Here is a 19,723-nt window from a genome sequence, read left to right as displayed (position 1 = left end):
GCCGCCCGGGTCACGATCGCGGCCCCATTTTGACCCGTCTGCGCGGCCCCAGGTATCCTGAGCGGTCGTTGCGCTTGCTGGCCGTACGACTCCTGCAATATGTACGTCCACGGGCGGCGCGCGAAGCGCTCTGCCTCCCGCGGAGCCATGAGACCCCAGAACGACCATGGCCAGTGACATGGTCCACCACGATCGACTACGAAGGCCGACGACTGTGCGCACCTACAGCCCCAAGCCCGGCGACGTTCCACGCCAGTGGCACGTGATCGACGCGACCGACGTCGTCCTTGGCCGGCTTGCCAGCCAGACGGCGACGCTCCTGCGCGGCAAGCACAAGCCCACCTTTGCCCCGCACATCGACACCGGTGACTTCGTCATCATCGTCAATGCCGACAAGGTGGCACTGTCCGGCAACAAGCGTGAGACCAAGTTCGCCTACCGGCACTCGGGTTACCCGGGCGGGCTCTCCGCGGTCCCCTACGGCACCCTGCTCGACAAGAACCCCCGCAAGGCGATCGAACGCGCGGTCTGGGGAATGCTTCCCAAGAACCGTCTCAGCCGGAAGCTTCTGAAGAAGCTGAAGGTCTACTCGGGTCCTGATCACCCGCACCAGGCCCAGCACCCCGAGACCTACTCGATCCACCAGATCGCCCAGTAAGACCCAGATCAGTAACCACCAAGATTTCGCAGTTTCGACTGCGCCGAAGTGAGGAATCCCGTGGCCGAGTCCACCACCCAGCCGGTCGACACCGAGAACCCCGCTCCACAGGGCGCCGGTCAGCAGGGCGATGCCGAGAGCACCGTCGCCTACAGCTCCGAGAGCGCCCCGGTGAGTTCTCCGGCGCCGCGCCCGGCAGCGGTCGCTCCCGCGGCTGCGACCGGGCGGCGCAAGGAGGCGGTCGCGCGTGTCCGTCTGTTGCCCGGCTCGGGCGAGTGGCGGATCAACGGCAAGACGCTGGACCAGTACTTCCCCAACAAGGTGCATCAGCAGCACGTCAACGAGCCGTTGGCGCTGCTCGAGCTCGCCGGACACTACGACGTGATCGCCCGCATCGACGGTGGCGGCGTCACCGGCCAGGCGGGCGCCCTCCGGCTGGGCATCGCCCGTGCCCTCAACGAGGTCGACGTCGACGCGCACCGACCGTCGCTCAAGCGCGCGGGAATGCTCACGCGGGACGCCCGGGCGAAGGAGCGCCGCAAGGCCGGGCTCAAGAAGGCCCGCAAGGCCCCGCAGTACTCCAAGCGGTAAGTTCCTTCGGTCGTGGGCCGGCTCTTCGGCACCGACGGCGTTCGCGGGCTCGCCAACGGCGAGCTCACCGCCGAACTCGCGCTCGACCTCTCGGTCGCGGCCGCACACGTCCTCGGCGAGGTGGGAGCCTTCGAGGGACACCGACCTACAGCGGTGGTCGGGCGCGATCCCCGCGCTTCGGGCGAGTTCCTCGAAGCTGCCGTGGTCGCCGGCCTGGCGAGCGCCGGGATCGACGTCGTACGCCTGGGAATTCTTCCGACCCCCGCGGTCGCGCATCTCACGGCCAGCATGGGCGCTGATCTCGGGGTCATGCTCTCGGCCTCACACAACCCGATGCCCGACAACGGCATCAAGTTCTTCTCCCGCGGCGGGCACAAGCTCGACGACGCGATCGAGGACCTGATCGAGGCCCGGTTGCGGGAGCCGTGGCAGCGGCCGACCGGGGTCGGAGTGGGGCGCGTTCGCGACGACAGCGCCGGGTTCGAGACCTATGTCACGCACCTCGTCGACTCGGTGGTCCAGCCGCTCGACGGTCTCACCGTGGTGGTCGACTGCGCCAACGGCGCCGCCTACCGCACCGCTCCGGAGACACTGCGCCGGCTCGGCGCCACGGTCATCCCGATCCACGCCGAGCCCAACGGGATCAACATCAACGACGGCTGCGGTTCCACCCATCTCGAGACGTTGACCGCGGCGGTGGTCGGGCACGGCGCGGACGTCGGCATCGCCCATGACGGCGACGCCGACCGCTGCCTCGCCGTCGACGCGGCGGGTGAGGTCGTCGACGGCGACCACATCCTCGCGATCCTCGCGGCCGGGATGCGCGACGACGGGACTCTCCGCAACAACACCGTGGTCGTCACCGTTCTGAGCAACCTCGGCTTCGTTCTCGCGATGCAGCGCGAGGGGATCGACGTCGCGCAGACGAAGGTCGGAGACCGGTACGTCCTCGAGGCGATGAAGGCAGGCGGCTTCGCCCTCGGCGGCGAGCAGTCCGGACACGTGATCCTGCTCGACCACGCGACGACAGGTGACGGCGTACTCGCGGCCGTGCACCTGCTGTCCCGGATGGCGACGACCGGTCGCCCGCTCAGTGAGCTCGCCCGCGTGATGTCCCGACTGCCTCAGGTGCTGGTCAACGTCCGTGGTGTCGACAAGGCGCGAGCCGACTCCGACCCGGTCGTGCTCGCCGCGATCGAGGCCGCCACGGTGGAGCTCGGCGAGACGGGACGGGTCATCCTGCGGCCGTCCGGCACCGAGCCGGTGGTACGGGTGATGGTGGAGGCGCCGACGTTCGCGCAGGCCCAGCAGGTGGCCGACGAGCTGGCGACGACTGTGGAGCGGGCTCTCGCGCTCTGAGGGTTCTCGCGCTCTGAGGGTTCTCGCGCTCTGAGGGTTCTCGCGCTCTGAGGGAGCTGTGCACCCGTCCGCTAATTCCGTGGCGCGGTCGCTGGCCGGCGTGCCAGGCTCCCGGCCGTGCAGAACTCCACGTACGAGGTTGTTCGCGTCGATCCGTTCGATGACGTCGCGTTTCGTGCCTGGTTCGACGCGAGGGAAGAGGGCATGGCCGCCGGCCGGATCGCGCCGCCGCCGAGAGCGTTCGTCGAACAACTCGTCCACTACCAGACCAGCTCGCAGACCTGCACCCTGCAGCCGTTCGTGGCGGTGGAACGGGACGTCGTCGTGGGCGCGGGCAACCTCGAGCTGCCGCTGCGGGACAACCGCACGCTCGCGATGTTCGATCTGGCGGTGCCACCGCAGCGGCGGGGGCGCGGAGTTGGTGCGGCCCTCCTTGCGTACGTCCTCGATGAGGCACGGGCGGGGGCACGGACCAGCCTTCTCACCGAGGTGTTCGCGCCGCGCGGGACCGTGCTGGCGGACTGGCCGGGTGCCCGCTTCGCCGATCGGCACGGCTTCACCACCCGCATCACCGAGATCCGCCGCCAGCTCCGGTTGCCGGTCGAGCGGGAGCGGCTGGATGCGCTCGCCGCCGAGGCGGCCGAGAAAGCGTCGGACTACCAGCTGGTGGCGTGGGCGGGTCCGTGTCCGGTGGAGTACGCCGAGCAGTACGCCTACCTCAAGGGTCTGATCATGGCCGAGGCTCCGACAGGTGACCTCGACTACGAACCGGAGCGCTGGGACGTCGCTCGGCTCCGCGAGGAGGAGGACCTCGCAGTCCGCCAGGGCCGGTCGCTCTACACCTGTGTGGCACTCGCGCCGGATGGCACGTTGGCCGGGCACACCCAGATCGCGGCGTCGCGGCACCAGCCGGAGTGGGCGTTCCAGTGGGACACGCTCGTCCTGCGTACGCACCGCGGGCACCGCCTCGGCCTCGCGCTGAAGGTCGCCAACCTGCAGGCGGTGACGGCCGCCCAGCCGCAGGTCGAACGCATCACCACGTGGAACGCCGAGGAGAATGGGCCGGTGATCGCGGTCAACGAGGCGCTCGGCTTCGAGATCGTCGAGCTGCTGCAGGAACGCCAGCGCGATCTGTGAGCCGCGCGCACGTCATCGGCCGCCTGCCTGGACGCGGGCCGCTCAGCACGAAGACCCGCATGACGGGGATGGGCGCGAGGTGTTCATGATCATGAAGGAAAGAGCGGGCCATACGCCTACAAGACGTTCAAGATCACTAGGGGGTGTCTCCTAGATTTTGCGCAGGCGGACGCGGGTCACGGTGTGGTCGGGGCCCTTGTGGAGGACCAGGGTGGCGCGGCCGCGCGTGGGGGCGATGTTGTGCTCGAGGTTGGGGCCGTTGATCGTGTCCCACAGCGTCCCCGCCTGGGCGACCGCCTCGTCGTGGGTCAGGTCGGCATAGCGCCGGAAGTACGACGCGTCGTCGCGGAACGCCGTCTCGCGCAGGGCGAGGAACCTCCTGACGTACCACTCGCGTACGTCGGTCGGCGAGGCGTCGAGGTAGATCGAGAAGTCGAAGAAGTCGCTCACGGCGAGGCCGCGCCGTCCGTCGCCGCGGGTCCGCGCCGGCGCAAGGACGTTGAGTCCCTCGACCAGCAGGATGTCTGGCGCGGCGACCTCGAGTTCGCCGCCCGGCACGATGTCGTACGCGAGATGGGAGTAGACCGGCGCGCTCACGACCGGAACGCCGGACTTCACGGCGACGATGAAGCGCAGCAGCGCCCGTTGGTCGTAGGACTCGGGGAATCCCTTGCGGTCGAGCAGGCCGCGGCGTTCGAGTTCGGCGTTCGGGAGCAGGAACCCGTCCGTCGTCACCAGCGAGACGCGCGGGTGGTCGGGCCAGCGGGCGAGGAGCTCACGGAGCAGCCGGGCGACCGTGCTCTTGCCGACGGCGACCGACCCGGCGATACCGATGACGAACGGGGTACGCGCGGCGGCGGCCTCCGGCGATCCGCCGTTCGCCTCGCCGGCGAGGAACGTCTGGGTGGCCCGGTGCAACGCCGCGGTCCCGCGTACGTACAGGTTGAGCAACCGGGTCAGCGGCAGGTAGACCTCCCGGACCTCGGTGAGATCGATCTCGTCCCCGAGCCCTCGCAGCCGCTCGACCTCGGCGGCGCTGAGGGGGAGCGGGGTCTGAGCGGCGAGGCGGGCCCAGGCGGCCCGGTCGAGTTCGACGTACGGAGTGGCCGCCGCGGTGGCGGCCCGGCCCTCCTCGGTGCGCGGCATGGGGCAATTGTTCCTTGCTGTCCAAACTCCGCTGCGACTGGTGCATCTCGACTTGGCCGATCGTCGCTTGCCGTTCATGCGAGCTGGCTACGCTGTGCAGCCATGTGCGGAATTGTGGGATACGTGGGTGCCGGCAGTGCTTCGAGCACTGGAGCCGGGGGAGGACAGGGCGCGACCAGGGGGGCTGTGAGCGTCGTCGTCGACGGCCTGCGCCGGCTCGAGTACCGGGGGTACGACTCGGCCGGTGTCGCCGTGCCCGACGGCCGATCGGTCCGCGTGAGCAAGCGGGCCGGGAAGCTCGCCAACCTCCAGACCGCCCTCGCCGAGGAACCCCTGCCGGCGAGCCGCTCGGCGATGGGACACACCCGCTGGGCCACCCACGGCGCGCCGACCGACCCGAACGCGCACCCGCACATCGACTGCCACGGCAAGCTTGCCGTGGTGCACAACGGCATCATCGAGAACTTCGCCGCCCTCCGTACCGAACTCACCGAATCCGGGCACCACCTGACCTCCGAGACCGACACCGAGACGGTGGCGCACCTGCTCGAGGACGCTTGCGTTGCCTGCGGGGGCGACCTCGCCGCAGCCATGCGCCGGGTCTGTCGGCGCCTGGACGGCGCGTTCACGCTGGTCGCCATCCACGCGGACACTCCCGACCTGGTGGTCGGCGCTCGGCGGAACTCCCCACTGGTGGTGGGCCGCGGCGAGGGTGAGAACTTCCTCGCCTCCGATGTCGCGGCGTTCATCGAGCACACCCGTGAGGCGATCGAGCTCGGCCAGGACCAGGTGGTCGCGATCACCGCCTCCGACATCACCGTCACCGACTTCGACGGTGAGCCGGTCAAGACCCGCGAGTTCCACGTCGACTGGGACATCTCGGCCGCCGAGAAGGGCGGCTACGAGTACTTCATGCTCAAGGAGATCGCCGAGCAGCCCAAGGCGGTCGCCGACGCACTGCTCGGGCGGCTCGCCGAGGACGGGCGACTCCGCCTCGACGACATGCGGCTCACCGACGACGAGATCCGCGAGATCGACAAGATCATCATCATCGCGTGCGGGTCGGCGTTCTACGCGGGAATGACCGCGAAGTACGCCATCGAGCACTGGACCAGGATCCCGTGCGAGGTCGAACTGTCGAGCGAGTTCAGGTACCGGGACCCGATCGTCAGCCGGTCGACGCTCGTCGTCGCGATCTCGCAGTCCGGGGAGACGATGGACACCCTGATGGCGCTGCGGCACGCCCGCGAACAGCGGGCCCGGGTGCTCGCCATCTGCAACACCAACGGTTCGACCATCCCGCGGGAGTCCGACGCGGTGCTCTACACCCACGCCGGACCCGAGGTGGGAGTCGCGGCGACGAAGACGTTCCTGACCCAGGTCGTGGCGTGCTATCTCATGGGCCTCTACCTCGCGCAGGTGCGGGAGTCGAAGTTCGGTGACGAGGTGTCTGTCGAGGTCGACCAGCTCGACGCGATGCCGGCTGCCGTGGAGCAGGCGCTGGGCACGATGGGTCAGGTCCGGGCGCTCGCGCAGGACCTCGCGGGCGCCAAGTCGGTGCTGTTCATCGGCCGGCACGTGGGCTATCCGGTGGCGCTGGAGGGTGCGCTGAAGCTCAAGGAGCTGGCGTACATGCACGCGGAGGCGTTCGCTGCCGGTGAGCTCAAGCACGGCCCGATCGCGCTGATCGAGGACGGCCTCCCGGTCGTCGTTGTGGTACCTCCTCGCGGGCGGGACGCCTTGCACGACAAGATCGTCAGCAACATCCAGGAGATCCGCGCGCGTGGCGCCCGCACGATCGTCCTCGCCGAGGAGGGCGACCTGACCGTCGAGAAGTGGAGCGACGTACTGATCCGGTTGCCGAAGGTGCCGACGCTGCTCCAGCCGTTGGTCGCCACCGTGCCGCTGCAGATCTTCGCCTGTGAGCTCGCGATGGCGCGCGGCAACGACGTCGACCAGCCGCGCAACCTCGCCAAGAGCGTCACGGTCGAATAGCTCGCGTTCCCGCTGGTGGCCCGGCAGGGCAACCGCAAATGACCACGCTGAGCATGCCTGCGGAACCTTGCCAGGTGTCGGCGCCTGTCCCGGCTACCACAGGCATGCTCAGCGTGGTCATTTGCGGGGCGCCGCAACGTCAGATCGTGACCCCGACCAGATGGCCGACCGCGTACGTCACCGCCATGGCGAGCGCGCCACCGGTGACGGTACGCACGGCCGCACGCGGGGCGGGGGCGCCGCCGAGCCGGGCACTCAGCGTGCCGGTCAGGGCGAGTGCCAGGACGACGGCGACGAAACAGATCGGTACGCGGGCGCTGGTCGGTGGTACGCCGATCGCGAGCATCGGCAGCAGTGCGCCGACCGTGAACGCGGCGAAGGACGCGATCGCCGCCTGCCAGGGGCTGGTGAGGTCGTCGGGATCGATGCCCAACTCCGCCTCGGCGTGGGCGCGGAGGGCGTCGTGCTTGGTGAGTTCGACGGCGACCTGGCGGGCGAGGTCGGGCGAGATGCCCTTGGCTTCGTACAGTCCGGCGAGCTCGTCGAGCTCGGTGTCGGGGAGTTCGGCGAGTTCGAGGCGTTCCTTGTCCAGCAGCGCCTGCTCGCTGTCGCGCTGCGTGCTCACCGAGACGTACTCGCCGGCCGCCATCGAGAACGCACCCGCGAGCAGCCCCGCGATCCCGGCGATGAAGATCGTGCCGAGGTCGTTGGTCGCCGCCGCGACGCCGACGACGATGCCGGCGATCGACACGATGCCGTCGTTGGCGCCGAGGACGCCCGCACGCAGCCAGTTCAGGCGTCCGGCGAGATTGCCGACGTGGAGGTCAGGCTCCTCCGGATGCACTCCCTCGGCGGTGCCGTTGCGTCCGGTGTCGCTCATGGCGGCACGTTAGCCCTCGATCGCTACCTTCGGTAGCGAGGAAAGGCTTGCCGACCTCGGCATGTCGCGTCGTGTCGTGTGGTGCACGACGGCGGATGCGCGAGGATGGGCCGGTGATCGTCGGTCTGGGTATCGATGTGGTGGACATCGAACGGTTCGAGGCAACGATCCGGCGTACGCCTGGGCTGCGCTTCCGGCTGTTCACCGAAGCCGAACGCGACCGGCCCGTCGCATCGTTGGCGGCCCGGTTCGCGGCGAAGGAAGCGCTGGCCAAGGCGCTCGGTGCGCCGGTCGGCCTGCACTGGCAGGACGCCGAGGTCGTGACGGACAGCGACGGGCGGCCATGGCTGGAGGTACGTGGGTCGGTCGCCGAGCAGACGGAAAGGCTGGGAGTGACCGGCATGCACCTGTCCATGTCGCACGACGCGGGGATGGCCTCCGCCGTGGTGGTGCTGGAGCGGTGAGACCGCCAGCGACCGGCGACCCCGGCAACGAGACCCCGGCAACGAGACCCCGGCAACGAGACCCCGGCAACGAGACCGCGGCAACGAGACCCCGGCAACGAGACCGCGAGCGATGAGACCGGCGAGCGATGAGACCGGAGCGGGGATGATCGGCTGATGCGAGCGGCCCATACCGTGACGGAGGTCCGGGCCGCGGAGGCGGCTCTGATGGCGACCGTGCCCGACGGCACGCTCATGCAGCGGGCGGCGGCCGGACTCGCGACCGCGTGCGTGGACTACCTCGGTGGTACGTACGGCCGGTCGGTTGTCGTGGTGGCGGGTTCGGGGGACAACGGCGGTGATGCGTTGTACGCAGGTGCCCGGCTCGCCAGTCGCGGCGTCCGGGTCGGTGCCGTCGTGCTCGATCGGGCCAAGGTCCACCCGGGTGGGCTCGCCGCGCTCCTCGCCGCCGGTGGGCGGGTGGTCGACGGATCGGCGTACGACCGGACGATCGCCCACGCCGACCTCGTACTCGACGGCATCGTCGGTATCGGTGGCAAGCCGGGTCTGCGTCCGGCCGCCGCGGCGGTGATGGATCTCGTCGAGGCCGACGGCGTTCCCGTGGTGGCGGTCGATGTCCCCAGCGGGATCGACGTCGACACGGGGGAGGCGCCGGAGCGGCACGTGCGGGCGGCGGTGACGGTGACCTTCGGCACGCACAAGATCGGGCTCTTCGTCGACCCCGGAGCGACGGCGGCGGGGGTCGTCCACTTCGTCGACATCGGTCTCGGTCCGTACCTCCCGGATCCTGCCGTCGAGGCGCTCCAGGCGGCGGACGTCGGCGCGCTGCTGCCGGTTCCCGAGCGGGAGGCGCACAAGTACGCGCGCGGTGTCGTCGGGGTGGTCGCCGGTTCGCGGCAGTACACCGGCGCCGCCGTCCTCGCCGTGGGTGGCGCGCTCGGTGGGCCGGCCGGCATGGTGCGGTACGCGGGGCCGGCCGAGCCGGCGAGGTACGTACGGCAGCGCTGGCCGGAGGCCGTGGTCGGCGAGGGGCGCGTCCAGGCATGGGTGGTGGGCTCGGGGCTCGGCAGCGATCCGGAGCGGGCCGGGGACGTGCCGGGGATCCTTGCCGGTGGCGTGCCCGTGATCGTCGATGCCGACGGGCTTCGCTGGTTGCCCGACCGCTGCGACGGGCAGGTGCTGCTGACGCCGCACGAAGGTGAGCTGGGCCGGATGCTCGGCGTGGACCGGGTGCATGTCGCGGCCCATCGGCTCGCTTCAGCCCGGGAGGCCGCGCGCCGGTGGAACGCCACCGTCCTGCTCAAGGGCGCGTCCACGCTGGTGGCGGCGCCGGACGGTCGTGTGCGGGTCAACACGGTCGGCACGTCGTGGTTGGCTACGGCGGGCTCCGGTGACGTGCTGTCCGGTCTCTGCGGATCACTGCTGGCGGCGGGACTCGACCCGCTCGACGCGGGAAGTGTCGGGGCGTACCTCCATGCGACGGCGGGCGTCGTCGCCTCCCGTGGCGGCCCGATCGCGGCGGAGGACATCGCCCGCCACCTGCCCGAGGCGTACCGCCTCCTCCTCGGCGGTTCGTGACTCCGCACGGCCGCGGAATGATCACGCATACGTGATCATTCCCCACCACGCACGGCAAATTCGCGCCGCGAATAGTTGGAAAATGGCGCGCATCGTCCTGCGGCAGTCGGCGTGGGCTCGGGGATCGAGGGGGCGGCGTCATCGCGAGCGGTACGCCCGCGGCCTGGCGGACGGGAACCGCTCCAGGTAGGACTGCAGCTGGATCGCCGGTGTCGAGACTCCGGTCGCTGCCAGGATGGCGTCCACGATGGCCAGGGCCACCGCGTCGGCGGCGGCGGCCTGCACGGCGAGCACGCCACCGATGTCCGCAGCGGCTCCCCACGTCATGGCCTGAGCGCCGACGGTCGGCGCGATCTCGCCGGTGGCCAGGGCGAAGACGGTGTCCCCGTCGACGAGCGTGTGGACGGGACGGATGGCGCGGGCGAGTCCGTCGTGGCCCGCCGACGCCATCCGGTGGACCTGGGAATGGGTCAGCTGGGCGTTCGTGGCGACGACGGCGAGCGTGGTGTTCATCGGGTCGGACGCCTGGGGAGATCGAGCCCCGACCTGGCGGTCCCGGTAGGTGGCGACCTCGGCGGCGTCCGGGACTCGTGGCCGCAGGTCTTCGTCCTCGACGAGCTGGGCCGCCAGCAGCGCTTCCGTACCAGGCGCGCACGGCGACCCGTGTGCGTTGGCCACCGCCAGCGCACCGACGACCAGGCCACCGCCGAGGTCGATGCTCGCCGTCCCGACCCCACCCTTGAGCGCCGGAATGCCGAACGTCGTGCCCGTACCCGCGCCGACGCAGCCGGTACGTACGAGCCCGCCGGACGCCGCCGCGGCTGCCGTGTAGCCGAGGTCCGCGTCCGGACGCTTGGTGTGGTCGCCACCCTTGCCGAGGTCGAACACGATCGCCGCGGGCACGATCGGCACGATCGCTTCCGCCGTGATCGGTACGCCGCGCCGCTGCTCCTCACACCACCGCTGGACGCCGGTCGCCGCGGCGAGGCCGTACGAACTGCCACCGGCCAGCGTCACCGCGTCCACGGTGTCGACCAGCGTCCCCGGCGCGAGCGTGTCGGTCTCGTGGGTACCCGGCCCGCCGCCCCGGACGTCGACGGCCCCGATGGTCCCGCGCGGCGGCACGACGACGGTCACGCCGGTGAGCCAGCCGTCGCCGATCCGCTCCGACTGTCCGACGAGGATCCCGGCCACGTCGGTGAGCGCGCCGTACGGATTGACGTCCGACCCCTCGCCCGACCCGTCGTCCGACCCCTCGCCCGACCCGGTGTCGTTCAACTCGGCGCCGTCGTACGCGTTCTGGTTCGTGGTCACAGCGACCGAGCCTAGACAGGACGCGAACGCCGGGTAGCGCGCGGCGGTCGACAGCCAGAGCCAGATCACGCAGAAGGGGGCCCATGGGTGCCGTCCGGGCCCGACACGGGAGAAGGTCCACCTCCACCGCGCAAGTCGTGCTCACCTGGGATGATGGGGCGGTCATGGACACCGCAGCACGCGCCGAGGCGATCATCGACCTGGCCGCCATCCGAAGCAACGTCGCCGCCCTGCGGAAGCGGGCCGGCAACGCCGAGGTCATGGCCGTGGTGAAGGCGGACGGCTACGGCCACGGCCTCGTTCCGTCGGCAGCGGCCGCCGTCGCCGGTGGCGCCACCTGGATCGGCGTCGCGAACGTCGAGGAGGCCGTCGCCTTGCGCTCGGCCGGGCTCACCGGCCCGCGGATCCTGTCCTGGCTGGCCGCCCCCGGTGAGCGCTGGGCCGACGCCCTCGCCGCCGGTGTCGACGTCGCCGCGTACTCTCCCTGGCAGCTCGGGGAAATCGCCGAGGCCGCCGCGAGCAGAGGCACGGCCGCGCGGGTCCATCTCAAGGTCGACACGGGTCTCAGCCGCGGTGGCGCCCACCTCAGGGACTGGCCGGCTCTGGTCGACGTTGCCCTGTCCGCTCAGGCCGACGGGACCGTCACGGTCGTCGGGGTGTGGTCCCACCTCGCCTGTGCCGACGAACCCGGCCATCCGTCGGTCCCCCGGCAGATCGAGGCGTTCGGTGAGGCATTGGCGTTCGCTGACCGGGTGGGACTGAAGCCCGAGGTACGCCACCTCGCCAACTCCGCCGGCACCCTGGCGGTCCCCGAGTCGCACTTCGATCTCGTACGCACCGGCATTGCCGCGTTCGGTCTCTGCCCCGTGCAGGGGCTGTCCGACGCCGCGGCCGGACTCGTCCCGGCCATGACGTTGCGGGCGCGCCTCGCGCTGGTGAAGCGGGTGCCGGCCGGCGAGGGCGTGTCGTACGGCCATCGCTACGTCACGTCACGGGAGACCACGCTCGGCCTTGTGCCACTCGGCTACGCCGACGGTGTGCCGCGCGCAGCAAGTAATGTCGGTCCGGTGTGGGTGGCTGACCGGCGGCGCAGGATCGCCGGCACCGTGTGCATGGACCAGTTCGTCATCGATCTCGGCGACGACCCGAGTGCCGAGGGTGACGAGGTGGTGCTGTTCGGCCCAGGTACATCGGGCGAGCCGACGGCGCATGACTGGGCTGCGGCGACGGGCACGATCTCGTACGAGATCGTCACCCGGATCGGTTCCCGGGTGCCCCGGCGACACGTGGGTAAGGAGGCGGGATGACGCGCGGGGGACTCCAGCTCGGCCGGCGGCCGAGCCTGTTCGGTGCGGCCACCGGTGTCCTGGCGGCAGGTGCGGCCGCGGGTGCCGCGGCCGGTATCGCGGTCGAGCGGTACGTCGTCGGCCGCCGGCGCAACCGTGACGCCGATGGCGAGGAACGGCTGGGTTCTCGTCGCGGAGTGCCCGTTATCGTCAAGACCCGCGACGGCATCGAGCTCTACGCCGAGGTCGACGAACCCGCGCATGACATCGGCGCCGACCCCCTCACCGTCGTGTTCTGCCACGGCTGGGCGCTGAACCTCGACTGCTGGCACTTCCAGCGTGCGGCCGTCGCGGGCACGGCCCGGACGGTGTTCTTCGACCATCGTTCGCACGGCAGGTCCGGCCGGTCGCCCCGCGAGTTGTGCAACGTCGACCAGCTCGGCACGGATCTCGCCGAGGTTCTCGAGGCCGTGGCACCCGAGGGTCCGCTCGTTCTCATCGGCCACTCGATGGGCGGCATGGCGATCCTCGCGCTCGCCGACCAGCAGCCGGAGATCTTCGCCGAGCGGGTCGTCGGCGCCGCGCTGCTCGCCTCCAGCGCCGGCGGGCTCGACCGGGTGACGCTCGGCGTTCCCGGGCCTGTCGGCCGGCTGGTACACCGCCTCGCACCGGCGGTCGTCGCCGCGATCGCCCGCGCACCGAACCTGATCGAGCACGGCCGCAAGGCGGGGAGCGACGTGGGCTACCTGCTCACCAAGCACTACTCGTTCGGTACGAAGGTGCCGGCGGCGCGGGTCGAGTTCGTCGCGGAGATGCTGGCCGCGACGCCAATCGACGTGGTCGCCGACTTCTATCCGGGCTTCGCCGTCCACGACAAGTACGACGCCCTCGAAGCGCTGAACGGCGTCGAGACCCTGGTCATGGGCGGCCGCGACGACCTCATCACACCGGTGGAGCACAGCCGGGAGATCGCGGACCGGCATCCGGCCGCCGACTACGTAGAACTCTCCGATGCTGGCCACATGTTCATCATCGAGCACCCCGAGATCGTCAACGCCGCCCTGCGCGAACTGCTGGACCGGGCCGCCGACGCCGCCGAGGAGCGCGCCTCGTGACGATCTGCGTGACCGGCCCGGCCCGGAGCGCCCATGCGACCCGTTCGAACGAGGTGCTGTGATCGACCTGCACGTGACGGAGGCGAAGCCCTCCGACGCGCCCGCCCTGCTGCGGATCATCCATACGGCGTTCGGTGCCCGGCCCCCACTCGACCCACCGGGCACCGCCCTGCAGGAGACGCTCGGGTCGATCGAGGCCGCGGTGGAGGCGTACGGCGGCCTCCTCGCCCGTGTCGACGACCTACCCGCCGGGGCGATCCTCTTCGCCGAAGACGGCGGCTGGTTGGCTCTGCGCAGGGTTTCGGTCCACCCGCGGTTCCAACATCGCGGCGTCGCGACGGCGATGGTGGGTTGCGCCGAGGAGGTCGCCGAGACGCGCGGGATGGACGGCGTACGTCTCGTGGCCCGGGCGGAGCTCCCTTCGACGCTGGCGTTCTGGTGGCACCGGGGTTACGTCGAGCTCGCCCGGCGGGGGCCGGAGGTCGATGTGGTCAAGCGCCTCCCGGTGGAGGTGATCGCACCGTCGGCCGGCGACACCCGGGCCGTCGGGGAGCGGCTGGCGGGGCTCCTGCGAGCGGGAGATCTCGTGCTGTTGACGGGCGAGCTGGGTGCGGGCAAGACGACCTTGACGCAGGGCATCGGCGCCGGCCTGCGGGTGCGGGGAGACGTGACCTCGCCGACGTTCGTGATCGCGCGGGGACATCAGTCGCTCGCGGGCGGGCCGTCGCTGGTCCACGTCGATGCGTACCGGCTGGGTGGGGTGCCCGAACTCGACGACCTCGATCTCGACACGTCCCTCGACGAGTCGGTCACCGTCGTCGAATGGGGTGAAGGGTTGGCCGAAGGGCTCGCCGAGGACCGGCTCGACGTCGTGCTGACCCGCTCCCTCGGCGACCCGGCCGGCGGGGTTCTCGAAGGTTGGCCCGGCGGTGCGGCGGATGAGGGTGCAGGGGGTGGGACGGAGACCAGGCGGATCCGGATCGTTCCCGCGGGACGCCGATGGGTCGACGTACCCCTGCGCGCGGCCCTTGGTGCACCGCCGACCTGAGCGCGACCATGCGAGCTGGGGCATAGGCCATCGGTGGCGATGCATCGGAGCGGCCAGGTGGCAGGGAGTCAGGTGCCGGAGGCGGCGGCGAGGGCGGTGTCGTCGGCGGAGAAGTCCCGGCTCCACTCCTTCGGCGGATGGGTGAGATGCCACCGCACCGATGCCTCCAGTGCTGCCTCAGGGTCGGCGGCCTCCCAGCCCAGCGTGGACCGGATCTTGCCGGGATCCATCAGCAGGTGCTGGCTGAGCGTGCCGGTGAGCATCATGTCCGGCGGCAGCGCGGAGTCGGGAACCCGCACCAGTTCGGTACCGGCGCCCGCGTCGCCCGCGGCCGCAAGGATCTGCTCCGCGAACAGTCGGTAGGGCGCCGTCGGTCGTTCGACGACGTTGAACGCCTCACCCGCACAGTCCGGGTGGTCGAGTACGGTCGACACCGCGCTGGCGACGTCGTCCACGTGGACGCGACTGAACAGGAAACCGCCCGACCCCACCGGTATCGCCGTCCGCCCGGCCCGCAGGCGGCGCAGCACGAACTCGAACCGCCGTTGGTAGTCGTACGGCCCATAGACGCACCCGAGACGTAGCGAGACACCGCCACGGGCGAGGTAGAGCTCCTCGATCTCGAGGTTCTCGTAGTCCGAGCCGTCGACATACCGCCTCTCGCGCAGCGGCGAGGTCTCGGTGAGCGGCACCAGGTCGGTCTGCCGGTCGGTGTGCAGACCCTCGTAGGCCCGGTAGACGTCCCCGCTCGAGATCGCGACCAGCGCGATGTCGTCGGGGAGCGCGGCGAGGGCGGCCTGGGCGTCGGCGCCGTTGCCGGCGGACACGTCGACGGCGGCCTCGGGCCGGAACGCCGCGATCTCGCCGGCGGCGCCAGGCAGCGCGGAACGCTCGACGTGCAGGTGTCGTACGGAAGCGAGTTCGGCCGGCTCGGTCTTGCCACGGTGGACCACGAGGATGTCGTGTCCCTGCCGGGCAAGGTGCTGGGTGACGGCCCGACCGATGAACCAGGTACCCCCGAGCACCACGATGCGCACTGGCCGACCTCCCGTGGCCGGCGCCGCCGCCGGCCCTTCTACGTACCCGCTCGTGATGAGCGAGCGTGACGTACGACCTCACCGGGTGGGAAGGGGTTCCGCTCCTGGCAGAACCCTCGCATGGCTAGCCTGACCACGTGCTGCTCCTCGCGTTCGACACGGCCACGCCCGCCGTCACCGTCGCGCTCTCCGACGGTCGCGGGGTGCTGGCGAGCTCGCTCGTCGTCGACGCCCGCCGTCACGGCGAGCTGCTCGCACCTGGCATCGAGGCCGTCCTCCGCGAGGCTGGCGCCGATCGCCGCGACCTCACCGACATCGCCGTCGGCGTCGGCCCTGGGCCGTTCACGGGCCTGCGGGTCGGGCTCGTCACCGCTCGCACGCTCGCCCACATCCTCGAGATTCCGGTCCATGGCGTGTGCACCCTCGACGTCCTGGCGGCGGCGGCCGAGATCGACGAGCCCGCGCAGGGCGGCGCCGTCGGACCGGTCGGCCCGGACCGGTCCGTCACGGGCGCACGGTCCTTCCTGGTGGCGACCGACGCCAGGCGCAAGGAGGTCTACTGGGCGCGGTACGCCGACCGTTACACCCGAGTCGATGGTCCGCGCGTCGACCGGCCCGCCGACATCGCGACGACCGACCTGGTGATCGGCCGTGGTGCGCGGCTCTACCCCGACGCGTTTCCGCAGGCGAGCGGCCCGGATGATCCGTCGGCGGGTGACCTTGCGCTGCTCGTGGCGGCTCGCCGGGTCCCGCTGCTCGACCCCGAACCGCTCTATCTCCGCCGCCCCGACGTCGCGGAGCCGGGGGCGCGCAAGAGCGTCCTTACGCGTCCGGTCGCCTGACGCGGCTGGGTCGGCCTGCTCATGGTAGGGCTGCGGCCAGCGCGGAGGTCCGACCTCGACGCGCTGCGCGAGCTGGAGACGGCCTGCTTCGGCGTCGACGCGTGGGGTGAAGAGGCGCTTCGTGGTGAGCTGGACGGAGTACCGGAGACCCGTGAGGTCGTGGTCGCCGAGGAGTCGGGGGAGATCGTCGGCTATGCGGCGCTGCTCGCGGTGGGTGCGACCGCGGACGTCGCGCGCATCGCCGTACGCCCTGACCGTCGGCGTCAGGGCCTTGGCCGCCTCCTGCTGGACAAGGTCGTCGCGGCGGCCCGCGATCGCGGCTGCACCGAGGCCCTGCTCGAGGTGAGTGCGGCCAACGCCGCGGCCATCTCGATGTATGAAGCGGCCGGCTTCGCTCCGCTCGCCCGGCGCCGGGGCTACTACCGGGACGGCGCCGACGCGCTGGTACTCCGGCTGACGCTCGCCCCACCCCGCAGTGACGCCCTTCGCCGCACTGACTGAGCCTGCCGCACGCGCGGCGAATGACCACGGTGCCTATGCGTTCGACCAGGGTGCCTATGCGAATGACCACGGTGCCTACGCGAATGACCACGGTGCCCATGCGAATGACCAGGGTGCCTACGCGAATGACCAGGGTGCCCATGCGAATGACCACGGTGCCCATGCGTTTGGAACCCGGAACGGTGTCGACACCTGTCCCGGCGACCGCAGGCATGCTCAGCGTGGTCATTGGCCGGGAGGGTGCGCGCGGACTGAAGTTGCCGAAGTCGGACGGCGTTCCGGCAGCCATTGACACCCGCACGAGGCACCTCCAAGCTTTGGCGAGAAATCGATTGCCAACCTGTCGGCCTCGTACGAGAGACGGGTGAGCCGACCGGCACCGGCGTGGCGTGCGAGGGGCAGCCGAAAGCCACCAACCCCTCCAGCGCCCGGCGTACCCCGGTCCGGTCGCGCGCTCGCCCGCGGAGCGGGGACCGTCTGAACGGATGCGGATCATGGACAACAGAGACGGACTCAGCCGGCGGACCATGCTGCACCTGTCTGCCGTGGCAGCGGGCAGTGTGATCCTCGCGAACTGCTCGCCACAACAGACCGGCGGCACCGACAGTGGTGACAAGGGCGAGGGCCCGGTCTCTGACGCTCTGAAGGGCTCGAAGACCGAGCCGATGCCCATTCCCGCGAAGTTCAGCGAGTCACCCGAGCTGGCGAAGCTGGTCAAGTCCGGCGAGCTCCCGCCGGTTGAGGAACGCCTGCCCGACAAGCCCTATGTCATCCCGCACAACTGGGTGAAGCCAGGGAAGTACGGCGGCGTCATCAGCACCGTCACCGGAGACAGCGAGTCGGGTACGCATGCCGAGTTCATGTACGGCCATTCACTGCTGCGCTGGCTCAACGACGGGCAGGACATCGCGCCCGGTCTGGTCGAGAGCTGGGAGTCCAACGCCGACGCGACGGAGTGGACCCTGCATTTTCGTTCCGGCGTGAAATGGTCCGACGGCGAACCGTGGACGACGGCCGACATCATGTTCTGGTGGGAGGACATGGTGCTCAACGAGGACCATCCCGAGGTCCCGCCGGATGAGGCGAAGTCCGGCACGGGCACCCTGATGAAGATGACGGCGCCGGACGATCTCACCATCTCGATGTCGTTCGACGCGCCTGCACCGCTCACCGCCGACCGGCTGGCGATGTGGGTCAAGCGCGGCAACGGCCCAGGCTGGATGGAACCCAAGCACTACATGAAGCAGTTCCATCCGAAATACACCAAGGGCGTGCCGAAGGACTGGGCCACCGAGAAGGGCGAGTTCGACACGAAGCGGGTCTGGGCGCGCAACCCCGACTGCCCGGTGCTGACCGGCTGGAAGTGCGGGTCGTACGCCGAGGGCAAGAAGGTCGTCTACGAACGCAACCCCTACTACTGGTGTGTGGCCCCCGACGGTGCCCAGCTGCCGTATCTCGACAAGCTCGTCTTCAATGTGGTCGAGAATCCCGAGGTCCAGAAGCTCCAGGCGACCGAGGGGAAGATCAACTTCCTGTACGCCGGCTTCACGGCGATCTTCCTCAGCGATATCTCGACACTGAAGCAGACCGAGGACCAGACCAAGCTCCGCGTCAACCTCTGGGACGCCGGTGACGGGAGCGGTTCCCTGGTGTTCTTCAACCAGGACTACCGCGAACCCAAGATGCGCGAGCTGATCCGTAACGCGAAGTTCCGCCAGGCTCTGTCACATGCGTACAACCGCAAGGACGTGCAGAAGGCCGTCTACTTCAACACCGGTGAGCTCACGACGGGAACGATGAGCCCGAAGGGGATCGAGTTCCACGTCAACGACGAGGGCAAACAGGTGTACAAGTCCTGGCGGGACAGCTACCTCGAGTACGATCCCGAACTCGCCAAGAAGATCCTCGACGAGATCGGGGTGGTCGACAAGGACGGCGACGGCAAGCGGGAGATGCCGGACGGCACGAAGCTGCGCGTCCATCTCGACTACCACGCCGACTCCGCGCCGGAACACGTGCAGAAGAACGAACTCCTGGCGCGGGACTGGCAGGCGATCGGCATCGACGCGAAGTTGAATCCCGTCGCTCCGGACGGTTACGGCGACCAGTGGCGGTTCGGAAAGCTGATGACCAACACCAACTGGGAGACCGGCGACGGGCCCAACTGCCTGGTCTACCCGCAGTGGATGGTGCCGATCGAGTCCTCACGCTGGGCGCCGCTACAGGGCGAGTTCTACAACGTCCGGGGAACTCCTGCGGAGAAGCAGGAGAAGGACGTCGATCCGTACAAGCGGACTCCTCCCCGGATGGAGCCCGAGCCCGGCGGTCCGATCGAGCGGCTCTGGAAGCTCTACGACCAGAGCAAGATCGAGCCGGACGAGATGAAGCGGCACCAGTTGGTGTGGGAGATGGTCAAGATCCACATCACTGACGGCCCGTGGCTCCTGGGCGTCTGCGCCAACACCCCGTACATCGTGCTGGTCCACGACGACATGAAGAACGTTCCCACCAAGGAGAACCTCGCCCTGGGCGGCTTCGCCGCGCCGTGGATCCATCCCACACCGGCTGTCTATGACCCCGAGACGTGGTACTGGGAGAACCCCGACCAGCACGTCGAAGGTGGTGCCGCCTAGCGCCGGTCACCGGCGCGCCGCGACCGCCGCCTCACCCTCGTCTCACCCATCCCGTGATCATGATCGTGATGATGAAGGCTTTTCCGCCTCATACGACCGCTGTTCCTTCATGATCACGGTGGGCTGGCGATGTGAGGTC

The 19,723-nt window shown here is 70.2% G+C and carries 17 protein-coding genes; 13 read left to right on the top strand and 4 right to left on the bottom strand.

Features of this window, described 5'->3' with window-relative positions; genetic code table 11:
• The first annotated feature begins 214 nt into the window (after positions 1 to 214).
• The 4 genes from rplM (at position 215) to ABN034_RS17965 (ending at position 3,745) form a co-directional block, all read left to right on the top strand.
• Complete coding sequence (gene rplM, locus ABN034_RS17980) at positions 215 to 658, top strand: 50S ribosomal protein L13 (RefSeq protein ID WP_349692243.1); 444 nt, start codon at positions 215 to 217, stop codon at positions 656 to 658.
• A 60-nt stretch (positions 659 to 718) separates the two neighbouring features.
• Positions 719 to 1,249, top strand: coding sequence for a 30S ribosomal protein S9 (gene rpsI / locus ABN034_RS17975; RefSeq protein WP_349326786.1), 531 nt, complete (start codon positions 719 to 721; stop codon positions 1,247 to 1,249).
• 12 nt (positions 1,250 to 1,261) lie between these two features.
• Positions 1,262 to 2,608, top strand: a complete 1,347-nt coding sequence (gene glmM / locus ABN034_RS17970; RefSeq protein WP_349326787.1) for a phosphoglucosamine mutase — start codon at positions 1,262 to 1,264, stop codon at positions 2,606 to 2,608.
• Positions 2,609 to 2,725: 117 nt separating this feature from the next.
• Positions 2,726 to 3,745 (top strand): GNAT family N-acetyltransferase, encoded by a 1,020-nt coding sequence (locus ABN034_RS17965; protein ID WP_349692151.1) that lies wholly within the window; start codon positions 2,726 to 2,728, stop codon positions 3,743 to 3,745.
• A 150-nt stretch (positions 3,746 to 3,895) separates the two neighbouring features.
• Here ABN034_RS17965 and coaA read toward each other — a convergent pair whose 3' ends face one another.
• A complete protein-coding gene (coaA, locus tag ABN034_RS17960; protein ID WP_349692150.1) occupies positions 3,896 to 4,891 on the bottom strand; it encodes a type I pantothenate kinase in 996 nt (331 codons plus the stop codon).
• Positions 4,892 to 4,993: 102 nt separating this feature from the next.
• Between coaA and glmS the strand changes: the two genes are divergently transcribed.
• Positions 4,994 to 6,886 (top strand): glutamine--fructose-6-phosphate transaminase (isomerizing), encoded by a 1,893-nt coding sequence (gene glmS, locus ABN034_RS17955; RefSeq protein ID WP_349692149.1) that lies wholly within the window; start codon positions 4,994 to 4,996, stop codon positions 6,884 to 6,886.
• A 139-nt stretch (positions 6,887 to 7,025) separates the two neighbouring features.
• Here the strand turns inward: glmS and ABN034_RS17950 are convergent, their stop codons facing one another.
• The gene (locus tag ABN034_RS17950) at positions 7,026 to 7,766 is read right to left on the bottom strand and encodes a VIT1/CCC1 transporter family protein (RefSeq protein ID WP_349692148.1); all 741 of its coding nucleotides are present in this window, start codon (positions 7,764 to 7,766) and stop codon (positions 7,026 to 7,028) included.
• Positions 7,767 to 7,879: 113 nt separating this feature from the next.
• Between ABN034_RS17950 and ABN034_RS17945 the strand changes: the two genes are divergently transcribed.
• Together ABN034_RS17945 and ABN034_RS17940 are read left to right on the top strand one after the other, a co-directional pair.
• Complete coding sequence (locus ABN034_RS17945) at positions 7,880 to 8,230, top strand: holo-ACP synthase (protein WP_349692147.1); 351 nt, start codon at positions 7,880 to 7,882, stop codon at positions 8,228 to 8,230.
• A 156-nt stretch (positions 8,231 to 8,386) separates the two neighbouring features.
• Positions 8,387 to 9,808 (top strand): NAD(P)H-hydrate dehydratase, encoded by a 1,422-nt coding sequence (locus tag ABN034_RS17940; RefSeq protein ID WP_349692146.1) that lies wholly within the window; start codon positions 8,387 to 8,389, stop codon positions 9,806 to 9,808.
• A gap of 138 nt (positions 9,809 to 9,946) precedes the next feature.
• On the opposite strand, the gene ABN034_RS17935 is transcribed toward ABN034_RS17940, so the two are convergent.
• On the bottom strand, positions 9,947 to 11,122 hold the full coding sequence (locus tag ABN034_RS17935) for a P1 family peptidase (protein WP_349692145.1): 1,176 nt from the start codon (positions 11,120 to 11,122) through the stop codon (positions 9,947 to 9,949).
• A gap of 164 nt (positions 11,123 to 11,286) precedes the next feature.
• Between ABN034_RS17935 and alr the strand changes: the two genes are divergently transcribed.
• Genes alr through tsaE form a run of 3 tightly spaced genes read left to right on the top strand, consistent with a single transcriptional unit; the run spans position 11,287 to position 14,571 of the window.
• On the top strand, positions 11,287 to 12,429 hold the full coding sequence (gene alr / locus ABN034_RS17930; RefSeq protein ID WP_349692144.1) for an alanine racemase: 1,143 nt from the start codon (positions 11,287 to 11,289) through the stop codon (positions 12,427 to 12,429).
• Positions 12,426 to 13,523, top strand: a complete 1,098-nt coding sequence (locus tag ABN034_RS17925) for an alpha/beta fold hydrolase (protein WP_349692143.1) — start codon at positions 12,426 to 12,428, stop codon at positions 13,521 to 13,523. The genes alr and ABN034_RS17925 overlap by 4 nt, the downstream gene beginning before the upstream one ends.
• 58 nt (positions 13,524 to 13,581) lie before the next feature.
• Positions 13,582 to 14,571: a tRNA (adenosine(37)-N6)-threonylcarbamoyltransferase complex ATPase subunit type 1 TsaE gene (tsaE, locus tag ABN034_RS17920; protein WP_349692142.1), complete on the top strand. Its 990-nt coding sequence runs from the start codon at positions 13,582 to 13,584 to the stop codon at positions 14,569 to 14,571.
• 68 nt (positions 14,572 to 14,639) lie between these two features.
• Here tsaE and ABN034_RS17915 read toward each other — a convergent pair whose 3' ends face one another.
• Positions 14,640 to 15,608: an NAD-dependent epimerase/dehydratase family protein gene (locus tag ABN034_RS17915; protein ID WP_349692141.1), complete on the bottom strand. Its 969-nt coding sequence runs from the start codon at positions 15,606 to 15,608 to the stop codon at positions 14,640 to 14,642.
• Between the two features lie 137 nt (positions 15,609 to 15,745).
• Between ABN034_RS17915 and tsaB the strand changes: the two genes are divergently transcribed.
• The 3 genes from tsaB to ABN034_RS17900 all read left to right on the top strand — a co-directional run bounded on the left by tsaB (position 15,746) and on the right by ABN034_RS17900 (position 19,584).
• Positions 15,746 to 16,450, top strand: a complete 705-nt coding sequence (tsaB, locus tag ABN034_RS17910; RefSeq protein WP_349692140.1) for a tRNA (adenosine(37)-N6)-threonylcarbamoyltransferase complex dimerization subunit type 1 TsaB — start codon at positions 15,746 to 15,748, stop codon at positions 16,448 to 16,450.
• A 21-nt stretch (positions 16,451 to 16,471) separates the two neighbouring features.
• Positions 16,472 to 16,951: a ribosomal protein S18-alanine N-acetyltransferase gene (rimI, locus tag ABN034_RS17905; RefSeq protein ID WP_349692139.1), complete on the top strand. Its 480-nt coding sequence runs from the start codon at positions 16,472 to 16,474 to the stop codon at positions 16,949 to 16,951.
• A 494-nt stretch (positions 16,952 to 17,445) separates the two neighbouring features.
• Complete coding sequence (locus ABN034_RS17900) at positions 17,446 to 19,584, top strand: ABC transporter substrate-binding protein (RefSeq protein ID WP_349692138.1); 2,139 nt, start codon at positions 17,446 to 17,448, stop codon at positions 19,582 to 19,584.
• Positions 19,585 to 19,723 lie beyond the last annotated feature (139 nt).

Source organism: Actinopolymorpha sp. B11F2, assembly GCF_040195635.1.
Classification (GTDB): domain Bacteria; phylum Actinomycetota; class Actinomycetes; order Propionibacteriales; family Actinopolymorphaceae; genus Thermasporomyces.
The sequence above is the reverse complement of the archived record's forward strand: the minus strand, read 5'-3'. Positions and strand labels throughout refer to the sequence as shown.

Excerpts from the sequence above, each read along its gene's own strand:
- glmS (WP_349692149.1), top strand. The coding sequence starts at position 4,994 with ATGTGCGGAATTGTGGGATACGTGGGTGCCGGCAGTGCTTCGAGCACT.
- coaA (WP_349692150.1), bottom strand. The coding sequence starts at position 4,891 with ATGCCGCGCACCGAGGAGGGCCGGGCCGCCACCGCGGCGGCCACTCCG.
- ABN034_RS17940 (WP_349692146.1), top strand. The coding sequence starts at position 8,387 with ATGCGAGCGGCCCATACCGTGACGGAGGTCCGGGCCGCGGAGGCGGCT.
- ABN034_RS17925 (WP_349692143.1), top strand. The coding sequence starts at position 12,426 with ATGACGCGCGGGGGACTCCAGCTCGGCCGGCGGCCGAGCCTGTTCGGT.
- ABN034_RS17900 (WP_349692138.1), top strand. The coding sequence starts at position 17,446 with ATGGACAACAGAGACGGACTCAGCCGGCGGACCATGCTGCACCTGTCT.
- rimI (WP_349692139.1), top strand. The coding sequence starts at position 16,472 with ATGGTAGGGCTGCGGCCAGCGCGGAGGTCCGACCTCGACGCGCTGCGC.
- alr (WP_349692144.1), top strand. The coding sequence starts at position 11,287 with ATGGACACCGCAGCACGCGCCGAGGCGATCATCGACCTGGCCGCCATC.
- ABN034_RS17950 (WP_349692148.1), bottom strand. The coding sequence starts at position 7,766 with ATGAGCGACACCGGACGCAACGGCACCGCCGAGGGAGTGCATCCGGAG.